This window comes from Paenarthrobacter sp. AT5 (assembly GCF_032764245.1).
Taxonomy (GTDB): domain Bacteria; phylum Actinomycetota; class Actinomycetes; order Actinomycetales; family Micrococcaceae; genus Arthrobacter; species Arthrobacter ureafaciens.
On sequence record NZ_CP136441.1, the window covers coordinates 1227357 to 1249922 of the forward strand.

Genomic DNA, 22566 nt, shown 5'->3' on the forward strand with positions numbered 1-22566 from the left:
GATGAGCCACATCGATTGGCAAGCGCTGGAAGCCGCGGCGAAAGACGCCATGGACCGGGCCTACGCGCCCTACTCCAAGTTCCCGGTGGGGGCCGCAGCCCTCACCGACGACGGCCGGATCATCAGCGGCTGCAATGTGGAGAACGCCAGCTACGGGCTCACCCTCTGCGCCGAGTGCACGTTGGTGGGCCAGTTGCACATGGGCGGCGGCGGACGGCTGGTGGCGTTTTACTGCGTGGACGGCGACGGCGGCATCCTGATGCCGTGCGGACGCTGCCGGCAGCTGCTCTACGAATTCCGGGCGCCCGGCATGCAACTCATGACCAGCCAAGGCGTCAAAACCATGGACCAGGTGCTGCCTGACGCCTTCGGTCCGGAACATCTGGAGGAAACCCCGTGACCAGCACTGAAGCCTTCGACGCCGTCCAGATCATCACCATCAAGCGGGACAAAGGCACCCTGACGCCGGAACAGATCGACTGGACCATTGACGCCTACACCCGCGGGGTCATTGCCGAAGAGCAGATGGCGGCACTGAACATGGCCATCCTGCTCAACGGCATGGACAGGGCCGAGATCTCCCGCTGGACGGCCGCGATGATCGCCTCCGGGGAGCGGATGGACTTTTCGTCGCTGACAACGCCCGACGGCGGCAGGAAACCTACCAGCGACAAGCACTCCACCGGTGGGGTAGGGGACAAGATCACTCTTCCCCTGGCTCCGTTGGTGGCCGTTTTCGGAGTGGCAGTGCCGCAGCTGTCCGGCCGCGGATTGGGTCACACCGGGGGCACGCTGGACAAACTGGAAGCCATTCCCGGGTGGCGCGCGAACCTCAGCAACGCGGAAATCATGGCCCAGCTCCAGGACGTCGGAGCAGTGATCTGCGCGGCGGGCTCCGGGCTGGCCCCGGCTGACAAGAAGCTGTACGCCCTCCGCGATGTTACGGGCACCGTCGAAGCCATCCCGCTGATTGCGTCGTCGATCATGAGCAAGAAGATCGCCGAGGGCACGGGGTCGCTGGTGCTGGACGTGAAGGTGGGTTCGGGTGCGTTCATGAAGGACGAGGCCCGGGCCCGGGAACTCGCGGAAACCATGGTGGCGTTGGGCAAGGACGCCGGGGTGCACACTGTTGCGCTGATGACCGATATGTCCACGCCGCTGGGGCTGACCGCGGGCAACGCCATTGAGGTGGAGGAGTCCGTGGAGGTCCTGGCAGGCGGCGGCCCGGAAGACGTCGTCGACCTGACGGTACGGCTCGCTGAAGAAATGTTGGCCGGTGCCGGCATCCACGACGCCGATCCTGCCGCGGCCCTGAAGGACGGCCGGGCCATGGATGTGTGGAACCGGATGATCGAGGCCCAGGGCGGAGATCCGCGCGCTGCCCTGCCCGTGGCCAAGGAATCGGAAGTGGTGTACGCCCCGGCGGACGGCGTCCTGGTGGAGCTGGATGCCCTCTCGGTGGGCGTGGCTGCCTGGCGCCTGGGCGCGGGCAGGGCCAGGAAGGAAGACACCGTCCAGGCAGCGGCGGGCGTCCGCCTCCACGCGAAGCCGGGTGCCCTGGTCCGTGCAGGGGAGCCCCTCATGACACTGCTGACGGACACTCCGGAGAAGTTCGATCGTGCCAAGGAAGCCCTGGCTAACGCGGTGGTGATCGCGCCGGAGGGATCCCGTCCCGCTCACCGGCTCATCATCGACAGGATCGCCTAGGCTTAATTACCGTGCAGGCCATCAATGATTTCATCCTCGCCGCGGCCGAACAGCCGTGGGTGTTGTTCCTGGTGCTGGCCTGTTGCCTGATCGATGGTTTCTTCCCGCCGATTCCCAGCGAATCGGTGGTGGTTGGCTTGAGTGCTGTCTCCGGCAGCAGCGGCTCACCGAACGTCTGGCTGCTGGGGGTGGTGGCGGCCATCGGGGCATTCTCCGGGGACAACATCGCCTACATCATCGGCGCCCGCATCGGGATCCGGCGGTGGCGCTGGATGCGCACCCAGCGCATGCAGGGCGCCTTCCGCTGGGCCGGGAAAGAACTTCGACGGCGGTCGGCCTCGCTGATCATGGTGGCCCGGTTCATTCCGATCGGCAGGGTGGCAGTGAACCTCACGGCCGGTGCCACGCACTTCCATCACGGCCGGTTTGTTGCCCTCACTTCTTTGTCGGCCGTCTTGTGGGCCAGCTATTCGGTGGTCCTCGGGTATTTCTTCGGTGTTTGGTTCGAAGACAACCATCTGCTCGGAGCTGTGATCGCGATCGTGGTGGCCATCATCCTGGGCATCATCATTGACCGCATCATCAGCAAAGTGCGCGGGGCCGCTCCCTTGGACGGGAAGAACCTTCTTGAGGACCAGAAACCAACGGAAGAAGGCACCGGGGCTCCACCTACGGTATGAGCCTGCAGGTAGCCCAAGATCACCCCGTCGGGTGACGCCGGAACCTCCGCCGCGCAGCTAGCGTTAAACGTGTGATCCCGAGGCTGGGGCGTAGCGAACGACGTCCCGGCCATGGGACACTAAGAGCGATCTACGTCACAGTGTCAAGTCACATTCATCTAGGAGCTACCGCCGCGTGGAGTTTTTGAACGAAATGCTCGAGCATGCAGCCGGGCAGCCCTGGATTTACCCGGTACTGCTGGTGTTCTTCTTCATCGACGGATTCGCCACCATCCTCCCCAGCGAAACAGCGATCGTAGGCCTGTCGGCACTGTCCCTCCACAGCGGCCAGCCGAACCTCTGGATCCTGGGTTTCACGGCCCTCATCGGTGCCATGGCGGGGGACAACATGGCGTACATGCTCGGCAGGAAGATCGGGCTCACCCGGTGGAAGTGGATGCGCCGGCCCAAGGTTCAGAAAATGTTCGCGTGGGCGCAATACGAACTGGACAAGCGCGGAGCCGTGCTCATCTTCACCGCCCGCTACATCCCGTGGGGTCGCGTGGCCGTGAACTACGTGGCCGGCCAGACCGGCTTCCGCCACCGCACCTTCTTCATCCTTGATGCCTTCGCATGTATCACGTGGGTGGGCTACTCGATCGGCATCGGACTCCTCGCTGGCCAGTGGGTGCACAACAATCCTTTGCTGGGCGTTGGCATCGCCGTGGCGTTCGCCGTGCTTCTTGGCATCGTCGTAGACCACGCCCTGCGCTGGTGGCACAAGTACCTGGAGCGTAAGGACGCTGCGCGCGCAGCCGCCCGGGAAGCCTCTGAATCTGCCGCGCCCGCTGTGGACCGCAAGCCGGTTGTGGGCGCTGACCTCTCCAAGCCTGCTGGCTAAGGACCTGTCATCCCCCTAGAGTTGGTCTGTGACTGAGCCAATTGTTGACGCTGCCCCTGCCCTCGACTTTGATCTGAAGAGTCTTCCCAAGATTTCCCTGCACGACCATCTGGACGGCGGCCTGCGCCCTGCCACCATCATCGAACTGGCCGAAGCCGTGGGCCACACCCTTCCTTCGACGGATCCGGTGGCACTGGGTGAATGGTTCCGCGAATCGGCGGATTCCGGTTCCTTGGTGCGCTACCTCGAAACGTTCGACCACACCATTGCCGTGATGCAGACCAAGGAAGGTCTCTTCCGGGTTGCCAAGGAGTTCGTGGAAGACCTCGCCGAGGATGGCGTGGTCTACGGCGAAGTCCGTTGGGCTCCCGAGCAGCACCTCCGGAAAGGCCTGACGCTTGACGAAGCCGTGGAAGCCGTCCAGGCCGGACTCGAAGCGGGCGTGGACGCAGCCGACGAAAGCGGCCGGCAGATCCAGGTGGGACAGCTGATCACCGCCATGCGCCACGCTGACCGTGGCCAGGAGATCGCCGAACTCGCCGTCCGCCACCGGACCCGGGGCGCCGTCGGATTCGACATCGCCGGAGCGGAAGACGGCTTCCTGCCCTCCCGGTTCAAGGACGCTTTCACGTACCTGGCGGCCAACAACTTCCCGGCGACAGTCCACGCGGGTGAGGCCGCCGGCCTGGAGAGCATCCAGTCAGCCCTGGTGGACGGCCGCGCGCTGCGTCTGGGCCATGGCGTCCGCATCGCGGAGGACATCACGGTTGAGTTCGAAGACAACGCCGACGACGACGGCGAGGGCACCGTCGGCCTGGTCACCTTGGGCAACGTGGCCGGCTGGGTCCGGGACCGGGGAATTCCCTTGGAGATCTGCCCTTCGTCCAACCTGCAGACGGGTGCGATCGCCAACTTCGGCGAAGGCATCGAAAGCCACCCGTTGGACATGCTCTTCCAGCTCGGTTTCAACGTCACCATCAACACGGACAACCGGCTCATGAGCGGGGTGACCCTGACGGACGAGTTCGAACTCCTGGTGGAAACCTTCGATTACGACCTCGATGATCTCCTGGAACTGACGCTCAATGCTGCCGAGGCGGCTTTCCTGCCGCTGGATGAGCGCGAGGCTTTGGTGGAGTACATCAACGATGCCTACGCCAACCTCGGCTAAGGAGCCCGCCAACAGCATCGACCGGCTTATCGAAACAATCGGTGCCCTGCGTGAGCACTGCCCCTGGATGGGTGCGCTCACGCATGAATCGCTGGTGGAATACCTGATCGAGGAAGCCTACGAGGTAGTGGATTCGATCGAAGCCGGTTCCGTTGATGAGGAACTCCGCGGTGAGCTGGGCGACGTACTGCTTCAAGTGGTGCTGCACGCCCGGCTCGCCGAGGAGCGCGGCAGTTTCGACTTCGAAGCCGTTGCAGAGGGCATCAACGCCAAGATGATCCGGCGGAACCAGCACGTCTTCAAGGCCGACGGCTCCCTGCAGGAGAGTTTCCCGGCCAGCGTCGAGGAAATCATCGTCCGGTGGGATGCGGCCAAACGCGCCGAGAAACCGGAGCGCGCTGATCCGTTTGAGGGAATCCCGCCGCACCTGCCTGCCTTGGCGGCGGCGCAGAAATCGCTGGACAGGGCCGCGCGCGCCGGCCTGGCCATCGATCAGCAAGGTGCGCGGGCCGCCGTCGGGCCTGTTGCGGTGCCGGACTCCGAAAAGGGGCTGGGCGAGCTGCTGCTCGCCGTCGTCGCCGGCGCCCACCGGCAGGGACTCGACGCCGAACGTGCACTCCGGAAGGCCGTGCGCGCCTTCCACGATGGTCACGAACGGCATTCGTGACGTGCTCCCGAGGAAACCGTTCCGTAACCTAAGCCACTCTCGACTACGCTAGTAGCGACGAGGACGTCGAGAATTCCCCTCTAGATTCCTGTAAATCGCTTCACCATAAGGAGCACATCCATGGCGCTTATCGATGCCATCCACGCCCGCGAGATCCTTGATTCCCGCGGAAACCCGACCGTAGAAGTAGAGGTCCTGCTCTCCGACGGCCAGATCGGCCGCGCAGCAGTTCCCTCCGGTGCCTCCACCGGCGAGCACGAGGCCGTTGAGCTCCGCGACGGCGACAAGGGCCGTTACCTCGGCAAGGGTGTCCAGAAGGCCGTCGACGCTGTGATCGACGAGATCTCCCCGGCCCTGATCGGCTTCGACGCCACGGACCAGCGCAGCATCGACCAGGCGATGATCGACCTCGATGGCACGTCCAACAAGGGCAAGCTCGGCGCCAACGCCATCCTCGGCGTGTCCCTCGCTGTCGCCAACGCCGCCGCAGCTTCGGCTGACCTGCCGCTGTACAAGTACCTGGGCGGCCCGAACGCCCACGTTCTTCCGGTCCCGCTGATGAACATCCTCAATGGCGGCTCGCACGCAGACTCCGACGTTGACATCCAGGAATTCATGATCGCTCCGATCGGCGCCGAGACCTTCTCCGAGGGTCTCCGCTGGGGCGTTGAGGTCTACCACAACCTCAAATCCGTCCTGAAGGAAAAGGGCCTCTCGACGGGCCTCGGCGACGAGGGCGGCTTCGCTCCGAACCTGCCGTCCAACCGCGCTGCACTGGACCTGATCCAGGAAGCCATCAAGAACGCCGGCTACACCCCGGGCACGGACATCGCGCTGGCCCTGGACGTCGCTTCCTCCGAGTTCTACAAGGACGGCGCCTACCAGTTCGAAGGCAAGGCCCTGAACTCCACCGAGATGAGCGCCTACTACGCCGAGCTGGTTGCCGACTACCCGCTGGTCTCCATCGAAGACCCGCTGGACGAGAACGACTGGGAAGGCTGGAAGACCCTCACCGACACGATCGGCGACAAGGTCCAGCTGGTTGGCGACGACCTCTTCGTGACCAACCCGGTCCGCCTGCAGCAGGGCATCGACGCCGCCACGGCCAACTCGCTGCTGGTCAAGGTCAACCAGATCGGTTCCCTGACCGAGACGCTCGACGCCGTGTCCCTGGCACAGCGCGCCGGCTACACCACCATCACCTCGCACCGCTCAGGCGAGACCGAGGACACCACCATTGCCGACATCGCCGTTGCCACCAACGCCGGCCAGATCAAGACCGGTGCCCCGGCCCGTTCCGAGCGCGTAGCCAAGTACAACCAGCTGCTGCGCATCGAAGAAGAACTGGACGACGCTGCACGCTACGCCGGACGCAGCGCCTTCCCGCGTTTCAAGGGCTAGCCTTCCGCGAAAACAGCTGACCGGTGGCTATGGTGGAAAGACCATAGCCGCCGGTTCTGTTTAACGCTTGCCTGCTGGACCGCGGGCCAAGGAACCAACGCAAGAATGTCAGGCGCGAGGGCAAGCGCAGCAACCCGCCAGGCAAGCACCGGGCATTACAGGAGTGTCATGGCCACCCGTCGTCCAAAGGTACCCAGGGCCGACGCCCTCGGCAGGCAGTCCGGCTCCCCGCCCGCCTCCGAACGCCACCAGGCCGGCGGCCCCGCCGATGAAACGGCCGGGGAGATCATCGAGGCCTCATTCGGCAGCAGCCCCTCGACCACGCCGGCAGGAACGACCGGTAGCGCCATCAAGGGAAAAGCAACGGGCGGGCCAAACGGTGCCGGCGCCGCGACTGCCGTGAGGAAGCCGTCCGCGCGTACCGGCACGCCGTCGAAATCCGCTCCTTCCCTCCGCGGGGCCTCCGCTCCGGACAGTAAGTCAGGAGGCGCCAAACAGGTCCCCGGTGATCATGAAAGCATCGATCCGGTACCGGCCAAGGCCTTCTCAGGACGCCTGTTGGCCTTTGCAGTGGTCATGATTGCCATCACGGTCATGCTGGCCCCCACGGTCAAGGTGTTCCTCGAGAAACGCTCCGAAATCTCGGCCCTGGAAGCGGAAATCGCGGCGCAGGAAGCCGAGCAGGAGGACCTGAACAAGCAGCTATCGCGGTGGCAGGACCCCAACTACGTGAAACAGCAGGCCCGCGACCGCATTAACATGGTTATGCCGGGTGAAACGGGATACTGGGTGTTTGGCGGGGAAGATGCCGCCGGAACGCCTGGGGGCCGCACCGGCTCCGGCACATCCGAAAACCCGGCCAACTTGCCCTGGGTGGATGCGCTTTGGGAGTCCATCAGACGATCGGCAACAGACTAGACGCGGTGCCCGCCGCCGTCGTGCCCTCCGGGGAGGCGACCACAAAGGGCAGGAAGGTTGGCAGCACAAGTGGAAGCAAACACGGCAGCCTTGCCGCAGGAATCCCGCCAGCCATCAGAACACGACCTGGATGTCCTGAGCCGCCAGCTCGGCCGTCCCGTCCGTGACGTCGTGGAGATCCCCGCCCGTTGCGTGTGCGGCAATCCGCTGGTTGCGGCCACGGCACCCCGGCTGAGTAACGGAACCCCGTTCCCCACGACGTTCTACCTGACCCACCCGGTCATTACGTCGGCGGTGTCCCGTCTGGAAGCAGCCGGGCTCATGAACCGGATGAATGACCGCCTGTCCGCCGAGCCGGATCTCGCCGAGTCTTACCGCGGCGCCCACGAATCCTACCTCCAGGCCCGGGACCAGATCGCCGAACGTTCCGGCACGGGTGCGGTTCCGGAGATTGCCGGAGTCTCGGCAGGCGGCATGCCCACCCGCGTGAAATGCCTGCATGTCCTGGTGGGCCACTCCCTGGCGGCCGGTCCCGGCGTGAACCCGTTGGGTGATGAAGCGCTGGAAGCCATCTCGGAGTGGTGGACCAAGGACCGCTGCTATTGCGACGGCGCATGGGACACCGAGGGTGAGGCCCCGTCGAGGGATCTCAGCCGCCATGGCCCGCAGGGCTTGCCTGGCATCGTTGGCCGGCCGGCCCCGGTGCGCAAGTCAAAGACCCCTGAGGACACCACTGCCGAAACGACGGAAGAGCATCCATGAGCCGTGTGGCCGCCATCGACTGTGGAACCAACTCGATCCGCCTGCTGATCGCCGATTCCCCCAACGGGGGATCCGGGCCGTTGACTGACGTTGTCCGCGAAATGCGCGTGGTCCGCCTGGGACAAGGCGTTGACGCCACCGGGGAGCTCGCTCCCGAGGCCCTTGAACGGACCTTCGCTGCCGCCAAGGATTACGCGGAACTCATTAACAAGCACGACGCCGGCAAGGTCCGTTTCGTCGCCACGTCGGCAACGCGGGACGCCCGGAACCGGGACGTCTTCGTCGATGGCATCCGCGGGTTGCTTGGTGTGGAACCCGAGGTCATCTCCGGCGAGGAGGAAGCTTCCCTGTCCTTCGCCGGTGCCAGCAGCGTGCTGCCTGTCAAAGACGACGACGCCGTCCTGGTGGTGGATCTTGGCGGCGGCAGCACGGAGTTCGTTCTGGGTGATTCCAACGGCGTCATCGCTGCCCGTTCGGTGGACATCGGCTGCGTGCGCCTTACGGAACGGCACCTCAAGGGCGATCCACCCACCGCGGAAGAGATCGCAGCAGCAGAAGCCGACGTCGACGCAGCCATCAACCTCGCAGCGGAAACCGTTCCCTTCCACCGTGCCACCGCCGTCGTGGGTGTTGCCGGTTCCATTACCACCATCACGGCCCACGCCCTGGGCCTGAGCGAGTACCAGCCGAACCGGATCCATGGCGCCTACCTCGATTCCGCCACCATCAGCGATGCTGCGACCAACCTGCTGAACATGGGCCGTGCCGATCGTGCCGCCCTGCCCTACATGCACCCCGGCCGGGTGGATGTTATCGGAGCCGGCGCGCTGGTGTGGCGACGCATCGTCGCCCGATTGGTCGAAACGGGCAACGGCCGCATCAATGGCGCGTTGGCCAGCGAGCACGACATTTTGGACGGCATTGCGCTAAGCATCCGGGGTTCTGCATGAGTATGCGGTTCCGGCGCAGCCTTTCCGCCTCGCTCGCGGCCTTCCTGGCCGGGGGAGCGCTGGTGGGCTCGCTGGCGACCGCACCGGCGGCGATGGCCGACTCGTGGCGGGACAAAGAGCACTGGCTCAAGGAATCGGGAATCACCAACGCCTGGCAGGTCTCGAAAGGGGCCGGCGTCAAGGTAGCCATCATCGACAGCGGTGTTGACGGCAACCACCCGGACCTCAAGGGAGTTGTCACCGGCGGCGCTGATGCCTCGAAAGCGGGAGCGCCGAACGGCCAGAAGAGCATCGGCGCCAAACCGGAGCACGGCACATTGGTGGCCACCATGCTGGCCGGCCGCGGACACACAACGCCTACGGCTTCCCCGTCCGCCTCGCCGTCAGCGGCCCCCACTACGCCACCTGCGGGAGGGCCTGACGGGATAGTGGGCGTAGCGCCGGAAGCCGAACTTCTGTCCGTCTCAACGTGGCTTGGCTCGCCGAACCCCGGCGGAAAAACGGACCAGGAACAAATCCCGGATGCCGTCCGCTGGGCCGTGGACAACGGTGCGAAGGTCATCAACATTTCCTTGGGCAGCACGTCTCCGGACTGGCCTCAGAGTTGGGACGCGGCCTTCCTTTACGCCGAACAAAAGGACGTCGTCATCGTTGCTGCCGCCGGGAACCGGGTTGGCGGCAACGTCCAGGTGGGCGCACCCGCCACCATCCCCGGGGTCCTCACGGTCGCAGGCCTGGACGGCGACGGCAAAGCCAGCGTGGATTCCTCCTCCCAGGGCATCAGCATCGGTGTAGCAGCCCCCGCTGAAGACCTCGTGGGCGGCATCCCCGGCGGCGGCTACGCCGAGTGGGCCGGAACCTCGGGTGCAGCGCCCATCGTTTCCGGGGTCGCCGCCCTGATCCGGTCCAAGTGGCCGGAGATGAGTGCAGCGCAGGTCATCAACCGGATCGTGAGCACCGCCAAGGATGCAGGCGCCCCGGGCAAGGACCCGTTGTACGGCTACGGGATCCTTGATGCCGAGGCTGCTTTGAAGGGAACCGTCCCCACAACCAGCACCAACCCGTTGGGCTCCATCGGCGATTGGATCAGGGTCCATCGACGCGGCGACCTCAGCGCTCCGACCCAGGCTCCGGTCGAGAGTCCCACCAGCGCGCCTCCCACCTTGGCGGACCCCACCGTTCCCGTGGCGCAGGCTCCGGCGACGGTCGACGATGCTCTGCCGGCCGCCGTCGTGCTTGGTTTCGGCGCCTTGTTCATCGCCATCATTGCCGGTGCCGCAATCCAGTTGCGCCGGGCTTATAAAAACCCGCCGGCGACGCCGGAGGAGGCCGATACCGGCGTCATGGAAGCGGTGGATCCACCTATCAAACGTAGTTAGTGAAGATTTTCACAAAGTAATGTACTCTGGTGTCATGGCAACCACCCCAGAGCTCATTGACCGTCCCCGGGTTCTCGTCGTCGGCGGCGGCTACGTCGGCCTGTACGTAGCACTCAAACTGCAGAAGAAGATCGCGAATGCAGGTGGCATCGTCACCGTCGTGGATCCACTGCCCTACATGACCTACCAGCCGTTCCTCCCCGAGGTAGCCGGCGGCAACATCGAGGCACGCCACGCCGTTGTCTCCCACCGTCAGCACCTGAAGCAGACTGAGCTCATCCAGGGCCGCGTCACCAGCATCGACCACGCCAACCGCACCGCTGTGGTTGCGCCCTCGGACGGCGGCGCTCCGTTTGAGATCCCGTACTTCGACGTCGTCATGGCCGCTGGTGCCATCACCCGTACCTTCCCCATCAAGGGCCTCGCGGACAAGGGCATCGGCCTGAAGACCATCGAGGAAGCAGTTGCACTGCGCAACAAGCTCCTTGAGCGCATCGAAGCCGCATCCACCATGACGGACCCGGCCGCACGTGCCAAGGCCCTGACGTTCGTGGTTGTTGGCGGCGGCTTCGCCGGCATCGAGTGCCTCACCGAAATGGAAGACCTCGCCCGCGCAGCTGTGCGCAACAACCCGCGCATCCGCCAGGAGGAAGTCCGCTTCATCCTGGTCGAAGCCATGGGCCGCATCATGCCCGAGGTCACCGCTTCCCAGGCCGAGTGGGTTGTGGAACACCTCCGCAGCCGCGGCATCGAGGTCCTGCTGAACACCTCGCTGGACAGCGCCGAAGGCAACCTCAAGCTCATCAACCTCCCGGACAAGACCTCCGCCGGTGAAATCGAAGCAGACACCCTGGTCTGGGCTGCAGGCGTGCAGGCCAACCCGATGATCCGCTCCACCGACTTCCCGCTCGAACCCCGTGGCCGCGTCCGCGTCCTCCCGGACCTGCGCATTGCAGGCGACGAAGGCATCATCGAGAACGCCTGGGCTGCCGGCGACATCGCCGCTGTTCCGGACCTGACCGGCAAGGGCCTCCCGGACGGTACCTGCGTACCGAACGCACAGCACGCACTTCGCCAGGCCAAGAAGCTCGCCAAGAACCTCTGGGCTTCCCGCTGGGACAAGCCGTTGCACGATTACAAGCACAAGAACCTTGGTGCTGTAGCCGGCTTCGGCGAGTGGAAGGGTGTTGCGAACATCAACCTGCTGGGCCGCATCGGCCTCAAGGGCGGACTCGCCTGGTTGGCACACCGTGGCTACCACGGCATGGCCATGCCCACTGTTGAGCGCAAGTTCCGCGTGGTCTTCGGCTGGATCCTGGCCTTCTTCGCCGGCCGCGACACCACGCAGCTGATGGACCTGGACAACCCGCGCGGTGCGTTCGTGGCCGCGGCAACCCCGGCCCCGAAGCCGGCTGCTGCCGCTCCCGCACCTGCTGAAGCCAAGCCCGCCGAGGTCAAGACCCCGGTAACGGCTGACGCCAAGTAGCAAGAAGCACGACGGCGGCTGCTCCCCTGAGGGGGAGTGGCCGCCGTCGACGTTTAACGCCTCGCCGTCACACCGTGGCGGGCGCGCCTAGACTGTACGCATGCCCGGCGAAACTGACTTGGAAACACTTCTCGAATCCATGCAACCCGTTGTCCGCGAGGGCGACTACGTCTACGCACTGTGGCCGCACGGAAAGCCGCTGGAAGGCGACATCGAGGCTGCGGTCCGGGAAGCGGAGGGCCTGACCGTGGTTCTGCGGCGCGACGAAGCGGACCGGCTTGGCCTGCACTATGACTTCGTGGCTGCATGGATCACCTTGCAGATCCATTCGGCCCTGGAAGCTGTTGGACTGACTGCTGCGGTCAGTTCGGCCCTCACCCATGCCGGCATCAGCTGCAACGTCCTGGCCGGCTTCCACCACGACCACCTGCTGGTGCCGGCTGCCGAGGCCGGACGCGCCCTTGATGTGCTCCGCCTGCTGGGACGCGGAATAGTGCTGAGGGACGAACGCCCGGAGGATCGTGCGGCCATCCTGGAACTCGCCGCGAAGGCGTTCTCCGTTTCGCCGGTCACGGGGGAACCTGTCCAAGGTACGCCAGTGGAGGTGGGCCTGCTGCGGGAGCTCTTCGAGTGCGACGAATACATTCCGAACCTGAGCATCGTGGCGGAAATCGCCGGTGAGATCGTGGGGCACGTCATCAGTACCCGGGCATGGGTGGGGGACCTGGAACTCCTTGGCCTCGGGCCGATAGCGGTGGAGCCCACGCTCCAGCGGCGGGGGATCGGTTCTGCGCTGATGCGCGAGACCACGCTGCGGGCCACAGCGGCAGGGGAGCGCGGAATCGCTTTGCTGGGAAGTACCAGCTACTACCCGCGCTTCGGCTACGTCCCGGCGGCAACCGTTGGCGTCGCTCCGCCGGACGCCGCGTGGGGCGACCACTTCCAGTTGTTGCGGCTTCCGGCATGGCCCGACGGCGTGCGGGGAACCTTCCGCTACGCGGCGCCGTTTGAGCGCCTTTAGCGCAGGACATCTTCAGCTGGGATAACATGGTCCGGGCGCCCCAGTAGCCCAATTGGCAGAGGCAGCGGACTTAAAATCCGCGTGTTGTGGGTTCGAGTCCCACCTGGGGCACAACGGGAAAGGGAAGCGGAAATCCGCTTCCCTTTCCCGCTTTCTTTTTGAAGAGTTTTCCCAGCTGGCTCGTAGATTCCCCACAGGCAACGAGTGTTATAGGGATGTGACCTCAATCACTTATTTTCCCCGATCAATTGCACTAGTTTGAGTCTTAATCAGGAATACCTGAGTTATCGCATCAAAGGCGGTTCGCACCTTTCGATCGAGGAGACAACGAATGTTTGATCTTTCCCAAGCGGCGCCCCGGGCCGCCAAGCTGACAGCGCTTGGCATTGGGGTCGCTCTGCTCGCCACAGCCTGTGGCGGGTCTTCAACGCCGAGCCAGTCCAATACCGGCTCCAGCTCGGCCGCCGCAGCAGGCATTTCCTGCCCGGCACCCAGTGGAGGGGCGGGTGCAGGCAACAGCCAGGCCGCTACCAACTCTGGCCCCGTACCTCCCTCGACCACCACTACCTCCACTCCGCTCAAGATTGGATCGCTCCTGCCGACAACGGGGTCGCTGGCGTTCCTTGGCCCGCCCGAAATTGCCGGTGTAAACCTCGGCATCAAGGAAGTCAATGATGCAGGCGGCGTGCTCGGTGCTCCCGTCGAGGTAATCCACCGTGACTCCGGTGATACCAAGACCGATATCGCTACGCAGTCCACCACCGCCCTCCTGGGCCAGGGAGTCAGCGCCATCATCGGTGCAGCCTCCTCGGGTGTCTCCAAGACCGTCATCAACCAGATCACGGGTGCCGGTGTCATCCAGTTCTCGCCGGCCAACACCTCGCCGGACTTCACTACGTGGGATGACAAGGGGCTGTACTGGCGTACTGCGCCTTCCGACGTCCTGCAGGGCAAGGTCCTCGGCAACTACATGGCCACCTGTGGAGCCCAGACCGTTGGCATGATCGTGCTTAACGACGCTTACGGAACCGGCCTGCAGAAGAACGTCAAGGAAGCCTTCGAGGCTGCCGGCGGCAAGGTTGTGGCTGAGGAACTGTTCAACGAAGGCGACTCGCAGTTCAGCAGCCAGGTGGACAAGGTCCTCGCAGCCAAGCCGGATGCCATTGCCCTGATCACCTTCGACCAGGCCAAGAGCATCGTTCCGCTGATCACCGGCAAGGGCATCAAGCCGACGCAGCTGTTCATGGTTGACGGAAACACTTCCGACTACAGCAAGGACTTCCAGGCAGGCACCTTGAAGGGCGCCCAGGGCACCATCCCGGGTACCTTCGCCAAGGACGCCTTCAAGCAGAAGCTCCTGGCCATCGATCCCGCCCTGAAGGATTACAGCTACGCAGGTGAGTCCTACGACGCCGTGAACCTGATCTCCCTGGCCGCCGAGGCTGCCAAGAGCACCAAGGGGCCGGACATCGCAGCCAAGCTGAAGGAAGTTTCCGAGGGCGGCGAAAAGTGCAACAGCTACGCTGCTTGCGTGACGCTCCTGCGCGAAGGCAAGGACATCGACTACGACGGCCAGTCCGGTCCGGTGACCTTCTCCGACGCCGGTGACCCCACCGAGGCGTACATCGGTATCTACGAATACCAGGATGACAACACCTACAAGCCGGTTCGTGAAGAGTTCGGCAAGCTCTAAGCCGCACGCTCCTCAGTAACCACACGGGTCCCCTTCCAGCCGGAGGGGGACCCGTTGTGCGTGTTGGGCGCTGACGTCTGCAAAGTGGGTTGTGGCGGTACGCGGCCGGTTCAGGAAGCGAACGGTTCGAAGCCTTCCAACACCCTTTCAAGCATGAGGACACCTTGCTGTTCGAAGGCCTGGTCTCCCACCTGATGTGCCCAGACCACGGTTCCGACGGCTTGGTTCAGGTTCTCGAGGCGCCACACGCCGGCCTCTTCCGGGGTCCTGACGAGCCGCCCGAACCCGTGATGAAAAGCCGCCTCAAGTTCCGGGTTTGTCCGGAACTGCTGGTGGCTGAGGCGGACCACGTCGTGGACCCACGGGCGCAGGTCCGCGCGGCCAAAGTCGATTACTTTCACCGCGCCGTCGTCGTACAGCCAGTTCCTGGGTTGGAAATCACCGTGGGTGGTCACCAACTCAACAGGGTAAACCTCGACGGCGGCAAGCTCCTCAGCCACGCGGCGCAGCACGGGTGCGGTCACAAGGCCGTCCAGGCGCACGATGATCGCAGAAGTCCTGAGCGCCATCGAGCGCAAGTAACTCGCGGATGTTCCCGCCGGCCGATGCAGCAGTGCAAGGAGCTTGCCGGCTTGGTAATAGGTATCCGATTCATGTTCTGCAGCGGTCCCGGCTACCAGCGTGCCGGGCAGGAATCCGGTGACCAACAGGCCGGCATCCGGTGCGGAGTGCAAAAGGTCAGGAATCCTGCCTCGAAGGCCGGGCAGCCCACGGGCGTACGCCTTGATTTCACGGCGGATGTGGTGGCTGGTCAGGCTGGCCTTCACCGTAACGTGCCGGCCATCCTCGGTTTCCAACTGCAGGACGGTAGTGTCCTGGAGCGACCAGGAGTGGTCCTGGATCACAGTGAAGTGACCAAGCCAGGACGTCAAGAGTTCCAACTGTCGGCTGGAAATTGCGTCAGTCATCGGTCCAGCATGCCATCCCGCGGTTGATGAGGTGTTGTGGGGAACTGTGAACCCGCCAATTGGTTCTCGGGGGCCAAGAGCCCGCAAACGCAGAAAGGAGGGGTTCCGGGAGTCATTCCGGAACCCCTCCTTTGGCTGTGGAGCGATGCCTTTGCTAGACCTCGTCGGCCAAGGTGCCTAGGTAGAGCTGGATGACCTTCGGGTCCTTCATCAGTTCGCGTCCGGTGCCCGTGTAGGCGTCCCTGCCCTGGTCCAGGACGTATCCGCGGTCGCAGATCTGCAGGCAGCGGCGTGCGTTCTGTTCCACCATGATCACCGAGACGCCGGCACGGTTGATCTCGTGGACGCGCAGGAATGTCTCGTCCTGCTTGACGGGGGAGAGGCCGGCCGAAGGCTCGTCCAGGAGCAGCACGGCCGGGTCCATCATGAGGGCACGGCCCATGGCCACCATCTGCCGTTCGCCGCCGGACAGCGAGCCTGCACGCTGCGCACGCCGCTTGCCGAGTTCGGGGAAGAGGCTGGTGACAAAGTCGAAGCGCTCGTTGAATACCTTGGGCCTCTGGAACAGGCCCATCTGGAGGTTCTCCTCGATGGTGAGGGTGGAGAAGACGTTGTTGGTCTGCGGTACGAAGCCCACACCCTGCGTCACCAGTTTGTTGGCTTTGAGGCCCGTAAGGTCCTTGCCACGCACCACGACAGTGCCTGAGTGGACCTTGACCAGCCCGAACATCGCCTTCAGAAGAGTGGACTTGCCGGCACCGTTGGGACCGATGATTCCGATCAATTCGCCCTTCCGGGCTTCAATGCTGCATCCGTTGAGGATATTGACGCCCGGCAGGTAGCCAGCCACGAGGTCGGTAACCTTGACGACGGCTTCTTCCGTGGGACTGCCTGCGGCGGCAGGCATGGCACTGGTGGCGCTCACTTGCCCTCCTCCTGTTTGGTTTCGGTGACGTCGGTGGACAGGATGCCGGCGTCCTCGGTTCCCACTACCGACTCGTCATCGGCAACGAGTTCGGCTTCGAGTTCCTTGATACCTTGGGCGTCGCCCAGGTCGACGTCGTGGTGGGCGCCGAGGTAGGCGTCGATCACGGCGGGGTTCTTCATGACTTCCCCTGGAGGGCCCTCAGCCACCACCTTGCCTTCGGCCATGACCACCACCCAGTCGGCGATGTGGCGCACCATGTTCATGTCGTGCTCCACGAAGAGCACGGTCATGCCCTCGGCCTTGAGGTTCTTGATGTGGTCCAGCAGCGACTGGGTCAGGGCAGGATTGACGCCGGCCATGGGCTCGTCCAGCATGACCAGCTTGGGACGGACCATGAGGGAGCGTGCCATTTCCAGGAGCTTCCTCTGGCCACCGGACAGGGATGCGGCGTAGTCGTCCTTCTTGGCGTCCAGCTTGAACTTCTCCAGCAGGACGTTGGCCTGCGCGGTGATCTCCTTCTCACGGCCGCCCCACATACCCTTGAAGAGGGCCTTGGACAACCGTTCTCCGGGCTGGTTGGCAGCGCCCAGGCGCATGTTTTCCATGACCGTCAGCTTGCCCATCACTTTGGTGAGTTGGAAGGTCCGGACCATGCCCATGCGCGCCACCTTGTAGGAGGAGACGCCCGCCAGGCTGTTGCCCTCGAACTGCCACTGACCGGAGTTGGGGGTGTCGAAGCCGGTCAACAGGTTGAACAGCGTGGTTTTGCCCGCGCCGTTGGGGCCGATCAAAGCAGTGATCTTGTGCCGGGGAATCTCGAGGTACTCGACGTCGACGGCGTTAATGCCGCCGAAGGATCGCGTGACATTCTCCGCCACCACAATAGGATCGCGTTTCTTGCACCCGGGAGTGTTCTCGCCGACGGCGATCGGGCGGGTATCGGTCATGTAGTCGACGTTCTCCGTTGTTCCGGAGCCGCCGATTCCGGGGCTGGTCTGGTTGTTGCTTTCACTCATGCGAATGCAAGCTCCTTCTTATTGCCGAAGACGCCTTGCGGGCGGAAGATCATCAGGAGCATCAGGGCTACACCTACAAGGATGTACCGCAACTGGCCTGCTTGGACAGTGGTCAGCCACGTGATGGCACCCGACTCGATGAGGCCGTACAGGATGCTCTGGGTCAGGGACAGGACAACCCAGAAGATCATGGCGCCGATCACCGGCCCGAGCACCGTAGCCATGCCGCCGAGCAGGAGGCAGGTCCACAGGAAGAACGTCAGTTCGGTTCCATAGTTGGACGGCTGGACGGCGCCGCGGGGGAGCGTGAAAATCATGCCGGCCAGGGCGCCAAGGACACCGCCGATGACGAGCGCTTGCATCTTGTAGGCGTAGACGTTCTTGCCGAGCGAGCGCACCGCATTCTCGTCCTCGCGGATGCCCTTAAGCACGCGGCCCCAAGGGCTGCGCATCAGGAGCCAGACGAGGAGGCAGCAGATGATCACCAGGGTCCATCCGACGACGCGGATGAAGAAGTCCCTGTTGTTCATGCCCAGGTAGGACCCCTCCGGGAAGGGGTTCATTGAGTAGAAGTCGCCTTCGAAGGCTGCCAGGCCATTGGCTGAACCTGTCACGCTGGTCAGCTGGTTGGTGGTCACCACGTAGCGGACGATTTCCGCCGATGCGATGGTCACGATAGCCAGGTAGTCGGCCCGGAGGCGCAGTGTGGGTATGCCGAGGATGAAGGCGAAGATGACCGAGCAGAGAATGGCGATCAGCAGTGCTACGAAGAACGGAGCCTTGAACGTCAGGGTTGAGATCGCGAAGCCGTAGGCACCTACGGCCATGAAGCCTGCCTGGCCGAAGTTCAGCAGGCCCGAGTAGCCGAAGTGGACCGCAAGGCCCAAAGCGGCAAGTGCGTAGGCCGCCGTCGTCGGACTGTAAATTTCGCCAAGGGCGCTGGAAAAAATGAATCCGAAATCCATGGCCCGCTCCTAACCCACACGCTCACGCCGGCCGAGGATGCCCTGCGGTCGGAACAAAAGGACAACGATCATGATGAACAGGGCGCCAACGTACTTGAGGTCGGCGGGAAGGCCGAACACTGTTGTCAGCTCCACGAAGATTCCCACCACGATGGAACCGATCAGGGCACCGAAGACGGTTCCAAGGCCACCGAGGGTAACGCCGGCGAAGATGAGCAGCAGGATCTGGGAGCCCATGTCGAACGTGACGCCGGGGCGGTAGTAGGCCCAGAGGATGCCGCCGAGGGAGGCGAGGATGCCGCCCGTTACCCATACAATGCGGATGACGGAGTCGACGTCGATGCCCGAGGCTGCGGCCAGTGCCGGATTGTCAGCGACAGCACGGGTTGCCTTGCCGAGCCTCGTCTTCAAAAGAACGATGCCGATCACGGCAATGACGACGGCGCTGATGATGAGGGACCACAGGTTGTTGGGGGAAATGGAGACGGGGCCGATCTGGATCTCCGCGCTCTGTGCCCCCGGCAGCTGCTGCGTGGCGCCGCCAAAGAAGAACTGGATGACGTAGCGGACGGCCAACGCCAGGCCGATGCTCACGATCATCATGGGAACGAGGCCCGTACCGCGGCGCCGCAGCGGACGCCAGAGGCCCGCGTCCTGGGCGTAACCGAAGAGGCCGCCGCCCAGCAGCGCCAGGAGGATGGCGAGCCAGAAGGGGAATCCGAGTCCATTGAAAAGGAACACGAGCACGGCGCCCAGGGTTACCATCTCGCCGTGGGCGAAGTTGGTCAGGCCCGTGGTGCCGAAGATGAGGGAAAGCCCCACGGACGCCAAGGCAAGCAGGAGGCCGAAGCTCAAGCCCGCCACAAGGCGGTTGAGCAGGTTTTGTCCGAAGTCCTGTTGCTGGACCACGATGCCTTCGCCGAAGGCGAAGATCACGGACAGGTTGGACGTCTGGCTGAAGGTGACATCGCGGGGATTCTCTTGGCCGTCCGCGAGCTTGATGCCGTCCGGAAGGGTGGATTCGTCCAGTTCGACCTTGTAGGTGCCCTGGACCGGAACACCGATGCGCCAGGATCCGTTCTCGCTTGAGGTGGCCTCGCCTTCGAATCCGTTGCCGGTTGCCTTGATTTTGACGCCCGACAGGGGATTCCGGCTGTCATCGCGGAGGAAGCCGCTGATGCTGTTTTGGAAATTGGTGGCTGACGGCGAAGGCGAAGGGGTAGTTGCCTGCGCCGCGGGGGCGGCGATCAGCAGAACGGCAATGAGGGCGGCAAAGAACGCCCCCACGGATCTCTGCAGTCCTCTGGACCGTCTGGTAGACGGGTCGCGCAGTGTGCTTCTCAAAATGGAAAACCTCCACAGTGGGGGTGGTCCCGGCTGCGCCATTGCGGCCGGTGCGAACGGTTAGGGGGCTCGGAAAACGGTCATACTTAGTTGCCTCGAATGTGATCCAAGTCACCCGTGTGTGGCCTATGTTACCGCCCGGTGGGATTGAAAAAGGTCCACGTCAGGCGCGCGAAGATCGCGATCGGATAACAACTGTGCCGCCACGGGCAACAAGGGTGCGGATCACGTTTCGGTTGCGGCTGGGGACGGCAGGGAACTATCCCTGCCGTCCGGTCGTGGTAATTGGTACCGTAAATTATCACTTAGCCCTTTCTCAGGAGGACACCCGCAATGGCCCTTGGCGGAAACCCGATCTTCAACGGAAAGAATTTCCGTGGAGCGAAGCAGGCCCCGCCTGTACCGCAGAATCCGTATGGCAACCCCTACGGTCAGCAGTTCAACCAAGCCCCCGGACGTGCTCCGAGCCAGGTCATGGACGGCCACGCCGCTTGGTCTGCGCAGCAGCAGAACATGACCAACGAGCAACTGCAGCAGATGTACAACCAGCCTGCGGCAGGCCCGGCCGACACCGGACGGATGACGTACGACGACGTCATCATGAAGACCGTCATGTGCCTTGTTGTCCTGGTGCTTGGCGCCGGAGTCACGCTCTTCGTGGCACCGGCCATGGCCACCATGCTCATGATCGTCGGCGCCCTGGGCGGTTTCGTCCTGGCCCTGGTCAACACCTTCAAGAAGCAGCCTTCGCCCGCGCTGATCCTCGCGTATGCCGGCCTCGAAGGTCTCTTCCTGGGTGGCCTTACCCGCTTCCTTGACGCCATGTACCCGGGCGTTGGCCTGCAGGCAGTCATCGGCACCTTGGCCGTCTTCGGCGTGACCCTCGCCCTCTTCAAGAGCGGCAAGGTCCGTGCGACCCCCAAGATGGTCCGCTTCTTCATGATCGCCACCATCGGCTACGCAGTATTCGCCCTGATCAACCTGGTGATGATGTGGACCGGCGCCGTGCAGGAGCCGTTCGGCCTGCGCACCAGCGTTGAAATCTTCGGCATTCCGCTGGGCGTCTTCATCGGCATCCTTGCGATCGGCCTTGCAGCCTTCTCCTTGATCATGGACTTCACCAGCATCGAGGAGGGCGTTCGTGCAGGCGCTCCGGAACGCTACTCCTGGACGGCTGCCTTCGGCCTGACGGTCACCCTGGTGTGGCTGTACGTCGAAATCATCCGCCTCCTGGCAATCCTGCGCGGCGACGACTAGCCCCGGACCCAAGCAACGCAATGCCCCCGAAGAGTCTTCGGGGGCATTGTTGTACCAGCACGCGGCTGAGAGCCGGCCTGACGGCGCTTGGGGGGCCGGGAGCCAGCTCCTCGCGGCTAGCGCAGGCGTTCCAGCACCACGGCCATTCCTTGTCCGCCGCCCACGCACAGTGTGGCCAGGCCCAGGGTTTTGTCGCGTTCCTGCAGGCCGTTGATCAGGGTGGTAGCCATCCGGGCCCCGGTCATGCCGAAGGGGTGGCCCAAGGCAATGGCTCCGCCGTGGACGTTGAGCTTTTCCGGATCGATGCCGAGCTCCCTCGCGCTCGCGATCACCTGCACTGCGAAGGCTTCATTGAGTTCCACCAGGTCGATGTCCGCCATAGTGAGCCCGGCTGTGGCCAGCGCGCGGCGCGTGGATTCAACGGGGCCCATGCCCATGAGTTCGGGGGAGAGTGCGCTGACGCCCGTGGAGACCACCCGCGCCAGGGGTTCAAGTTCCAACTCGCGGGCCCTGGCATCGCTCATGACCACCATGGCCGCGGCTCCGTCATTCAGCGGGCACGCATTGCCCGCGGTCACTGTGCCTTCGGTCCGGAAGACCGGTTGCAGGGCCGAGACCGCCTCCAGCGTCACGCCGGGCCGGGGCGAATCGTCGCGATCCACCACTGATCCGTCCTTGCGGGTGTACGGAGTGATTTCGCGGGCATAGAAGCCCGAAGCGATGGCAGCCTCTGCCCGGTTCTGGCTCAGCACGCCCCATTCGTCCTGTTCGGCCCTGCTGATGCCGTACGACGTCGCCACGTTCTCGGCCGTTTGGCCCATGGAAATGTACACGTCGGGCAGCCGTCCGCCGAGGCGGGGGTCGGTCCACGGAATGTTCGACGCCGCGCGGGCGGCGGTCCGCTGGGCGGCAGATTCAAAGGCCGGGTTGTGGTTGGCTGCGTCCGTTTCCCCGGCCCCGGCCCAGTCCCGGTAACGGGATACAGCTTCTACGCCAGCGGACACGATCGCGTGCGCTTCGCCGGCCTTGATGGCATGGAAGGCCATCCGCAGGGTCTGCAGGCTGGACGCGCAGAAGCGGTTGATGGTGGCGCCCGGAACATGGTCAAGCCCGGCGAGGACGCCGACGACGCGGGCCATGTTGGAGCCGGCCTCACCGCTCGGTTCTGCGCAGCCCAGCAGGAGATCGTCCAAGCCATGGCCATCCTCGGCGCCGGGATCGAATCCGGGCAGTTTGGCCAGGGCGGCTTCCACCATGGCGGTGGCAAGATCGTCCGGGCGCTCGTCCTTCAGGGAGCCCTTGAAGGCCCGCCCGATGGGGCTCCTGGCGGTGGAAACAATCACAGCCTCAGTCATTGCCCCAGCTTACGCCCG

At 64.2% G+C, this 22566-nt stretch carries 21 protein-coding genes and 1 tRNA gene; 16 read left to right on the forward strand and 6 right to left on the reverse strand.

Annotation, left to right across the window (positions count from 1 at the left end):
- Position 1 precedes the first annotated feature (1 nt).
- The 15 genes from RI444_RS05730 (at position 2) to RI444_RS05800 (ending at position 14715) form a co-directional block, all read left to right on the forward strand.
- The gene (locus RI444_RS05730; RefSeq protein WP_021471534.1) at positions 2-400 is read left to right on the forward strand and encodes a cytidine deaminase; all 399 of its coding nucleotides are present in this window, start codon (positions 2-4) and stop codon (positions 398-400) included.
- Complete coding sequence (locus RI444_RS05735; protein WP_021471533.1) at positions 397-1707, forward strand: thymidine phosphorylase; 1311 nt, start codon at positions 397-399, stop codon at positions 1705-1707. The genes RI444_RS05730 and RI444_RS05735 overlap by 4 nt, the downstream gene beginning before the upstream one ends.
- An 11-nt stretch (positions 1708-1718) precedes the next feature.
- Positions 1719-2387, forward strand: a complete 669-nt coding sequence (locus RI444_RS05740) for a DedA family protein (RefSeq protein ID WP_021471532.1) — start codon at positions 1719-1721, stop codon at positions 2385-2387.
- Positions 2388-2580: 193 nt separating this feature from the next.
- The gene (locus RI444_RS05745; RefSeq protein ID WP_031216242.1) at positions 2581-3267 is read left to right on the forward strand and encodes a DedA family protein; all 687 of its coding nucleotides are present in this window, start codon (positions 2581-2583) and stop codon (positions 3265-3267) included.
- Between the two features lie 28 nt (positions 3268-3295).
- Positions 3296-4438 (forward strand): adenosine deaminase, encoded by a 1143-nt coding sequence (locus tag RI444_RS05750; RefSeq protein WP_021471530.1) that lies wholly within the window; start codon positions 3296-3298, stop codon positions 4436-4438.
- Complete coding sequence (locus RI444_RS05755) at positions 4416-5105, forward strand: MazG nucleotide pyrophosphohydrolase domain-containing protein (RefSeq protein ID WP_021471529.1); 690 nt, start codon at positions 4416-4418, stop codon at positions 5103-5105. The genes RI444_RS05750 and RI444_RS05755 overlap by 23 nt, the downstream gene beginning before the upstream one ends.
- A 120-nt stretch (positions 5106-5225) precedes the next feature.
- Positions 5226-6506, forward strand: a complete 1281-nt coding sequence (eno, locus tag RI444_RS05760; RefSeq protein WP_021471528.1) for a phosphopyruvate hydratase — start codon at positions 5226-5228, stop codon at positions 6504-6506.
- Positions 6507-6674: 168 nt separating this feature from the next.
- On the forward strand, positions 6675-7424 hold the full coding sequence (locus RI444_RS05765; RefSeq protein WP_062095679.1) for an FtsB family cell division protein: 750 nt from the start codon (positions 6675-6677) through the stop codon (positions 7422-7424).
- Between the two features lie 69 nt (positions 7425-7493).
- Positions 7494-8186, forward strand: a complete 693-nt coding sequence (locus tag RI444_RS05770; protein ID WP_021471526.1) for a DUF501 domain-containing protein — start codon at positions 7494-7496, stop codon at positions 8184-8186.
- The gene (locus RI444_RS05775; protein ID WP_179014602.1) at positions 8183-9136 is read left to right on the forward strand and encodes a Ppx/GppA phosphatase family protein; all 954 of its coding nucleotides are present in this window, start codon (positions 8183-8185) and stop codon (positions 9134-9136) included. The genes RI444_RS05770 and RI444_RS05775 overlap by 4 nt, the downstream gene beginning before the upstream one ends.
- Complete coding sequence (locus tag RI444_RS05780) at positions 9133-10515, forward strand: S8 family serine peptidase (RefSeq protein ID WP_207604976.1); 1383 nt, start codon at positions 9133-9135, stop codon at positions 10513-10515. The genes RI444_RS05775 and RI444_RS05780 overlap by 4 nt, the downstream gene beginning before the upstream one ends.
- Positions 10516-10549: 34 nt before the next feature.
- Positions 10550-12001, forward strand: coding sequence for an NAD(P)/FAD-dependent oxidoreductase (locus RI444_RS05785; protein ID WP_031216240.1), 1452 nt, complete (start codon positions 10550-10552; stop codon positions 11999-12001).
- 100 nt (positions 12002-12101) lie between these two features.
- Positions 12102-13022, forward strand: coding sequence for an N-acetyltransferase (locus RI444_RS05790; RefSeq protein WP_069694719.1), 921 nt, complete (start codon positions 12102-12104; stop codon positions 13020-13022).
- Positions 13023-13059: 37 nt separating this feature from the next.
- Positions 13060-13133 (forward strand) — tRNA-Leu (locus RI444_RS05795).
- A 220-nt stretch (positions 13134-13353) separates the two neighbouring features.
- A complete protein-coding gene (locus RI444_RS05800; RefSeq protein ID WP_021471521.1) occupies positions 13354-14715 on the forward strand; it encodes an ABC transporter substrate-binding protein in 1362 nt (453 codons plus the stop codon).
- Between the two features lie 110 nt (positions 14716-14825).
- Here RI444_RS05800 and RI444_RS05805 read toward each other — a convergent pair whose 3' ends face one another.
- From RI444_RS05805 to RI444_RS05825, 5 genes are all read right to left on the reverse strand, one after another.
- Positions 14826-15683, reverse strand: coding sequence for a phosphotransferase (locus RI444_RS05805; RefSeq protein WP_207604975.1), 858 nt, complete (start codon positions 15681-15683; stop codon positions 14826-14828).
- A gap of 154 nt (positions 15684-15837) precedes the next feature.
- On the reverse strand, positions 15838-16608 hold the full coding sequence (locus RI444_RS05810; protein WP_021471519.1) for an ABC transporter ATP-binding protein: 771 nt from the start codon (positions 16606-16608) through the stop codon (positions 15838-15840).
- Complete coding sequence (locus RI444_RS05815; protein ID WP_370583587.1) at positions 16605-17558, reverse strand: ABC transporter ATP-binding protein; 954 nt, start codon at positions 17556-17558, stop codon at positions 16605-16607. The genes RI444_RS05810 and RI444_RS05815 overlap by 4 nt, the downstream gene beginning before the upstream one ends.
- A gap of 65 nt (positions 17559-17623) precedes the next feature.
- Entirely contained in the window at positions 17624-18592 is a 969-nt protein-coding gene (locus tag RI444_RS05820; RefSeq protein WP_021471517.1) for a branched-chain amino acid ABC transporter permease, read from the reverse strand.
- Positions 18593-18601: 9 nt separating this feature from the next.
- Positions 18602-19879, reverse strand: coding sequence for a branched-chain amino acid ABC transporter permease (locus tag RI444_RS05825; protein WP_021471516.1), 1278 nt, complete (start codon positions 19877-19879; stop codon positions 18602-18604).
- A 390-nt stretch (positions 19880-20269) separates the two neighbouring features.
- On the opposite strand from RI444_RS05825, the gene RI444_RS05830 reads away from it, so the two are divergent.
- On the forward strand, positions 20270-21193 hold the full coding sequence (locus tag RI444_RS05830; RefSeq protein WP_021471515.1) for a Bax inhibitor-1/YccA family protein: 924 nt from the start codon (positions 20270-20272) through the stop codon (positions 21191-21193).
- A gap of 116 nt (positions 21194-21309) precedes the next feature.
- Here RI444_RS05830 and RI444_RS05835 read toward each other — a convergent pair whose 3' ends face one another.
- Positions 21310-22548: an acetyl-CoA C-acetyltransferase gene (locus RI444_RS05835; protein WP_062095684.1), complete on the reverse strand. Its 1239-nt coding sequence runs from the start codon at positions 22546-22548 to the stop codon at positions 21310-21312.
- Positions 22549-22566: the final 18 nt, after the last annotated feature.

Bases quoted from the DNA above. Each gene is read 5' to 3' on its own strand.
- RI444_RS05775 (WP_179014602.1), top strand. From the start codon at position 8,183: ATGAGCCGTGTGGCCGCCATCGACTGTGGAACCAACTCGATCCGCCTG.
- RI444_RS05765 (WP_062095679.1), top strand. From the start codon at position 6,675: ATGGCCACCCGTCGTCCAAAGGTACCCAGGGCCGACGCCCTCGGCAGG.
- RI444_RS05820 (WP_021471517.1), bottom strand. From the start codon at position 18,592: ATGGATTTCGGATTCATTTTTTCCAGCGCCCTTGGCGAAATTTACAGT.
- RI444_RS05800 (WP_021471521.1), top strand. From the start codon at position 13,354: ATGTTTGATCTTTCCCAAGCGGCGCCCCGGGCCGCCAAGCTGACAGCG.
- RI444_RS05745 (WP_031216242.1), top strand. From the start codon at position 2,581: ATGCTCGAGCATGCAGCCGGGCAGCCCTGGATTTACCCGGTACTGCTG.
- RI444_RS05755 (WP_021471529.1), top strand. From the start codon at position 4,416: ATGCCTACGCCAACCTCGGCTAAGGAGCCCGCCAACAGCATCGACCGG.
- RI444_RS05780 (WP_207604976.1), top strand. From the start codon at position 9,133: ATGAGTATGCGGTTCCGGCGCAGCCTTTCCGCCTCGCTCGCGGCCTTC.
- RI444_RS05815 (WP_370583587.1), bottom strand. From the start codon at position 17,558: ATGACCGATACCCGCCCGATCGCCGTCGGCGAGAACACTCCCGGGTGC.
- RI444_RS05835 (WP_062095684.1), bottom strand. From the start codon at position 22,548: ATGACTGAGGCTGTGATTGTTTCCACCGCCAGGAGCCCCATCGGGCGG.
- RI444_RS05830 (WP_021471515.1), top strand. From the start codon at position 20,270: ATGGCCCTTGGCGGAAACCCGATCTTCAACGGAAAGAATTTCCGTGGA.
- RI444_RS05790 (WP_069694719.1), top strand. From the start codon at position 12,102: ATGCCCGGCGAAACTGACTTGGAAACACTTCTCGAATCCATGCAACCC.
- RI444_RS05805 (WP_207604975.1), bottom strand. From the start codon at position 15,683: ATGACTGACGCAATTTCCAGCCGACAGTTGGAACTCTTGACGTCCTGG.
- RI444_RS05785 (WP_031216240.1), top strand. From the start codon at position 10,550: ATGGCAACCACCCCAGAGCTCATTGACCGTCCCCGGGTTCTCGTCGTC.
- RI444_RS05730 (WP_021471534.1), top strand. From the start codon at position 2: ATGAGCCACATCGATTGGCAAGCGCTGGAAGCCGCGGCGAAAGACGCC.
- eno (WP_021471528.1), top strand. From the start codon at position 5,226: ATGGCGCTTATCGATGCCATCCACGCCCGCGAGATCCTTGATTCCCGC.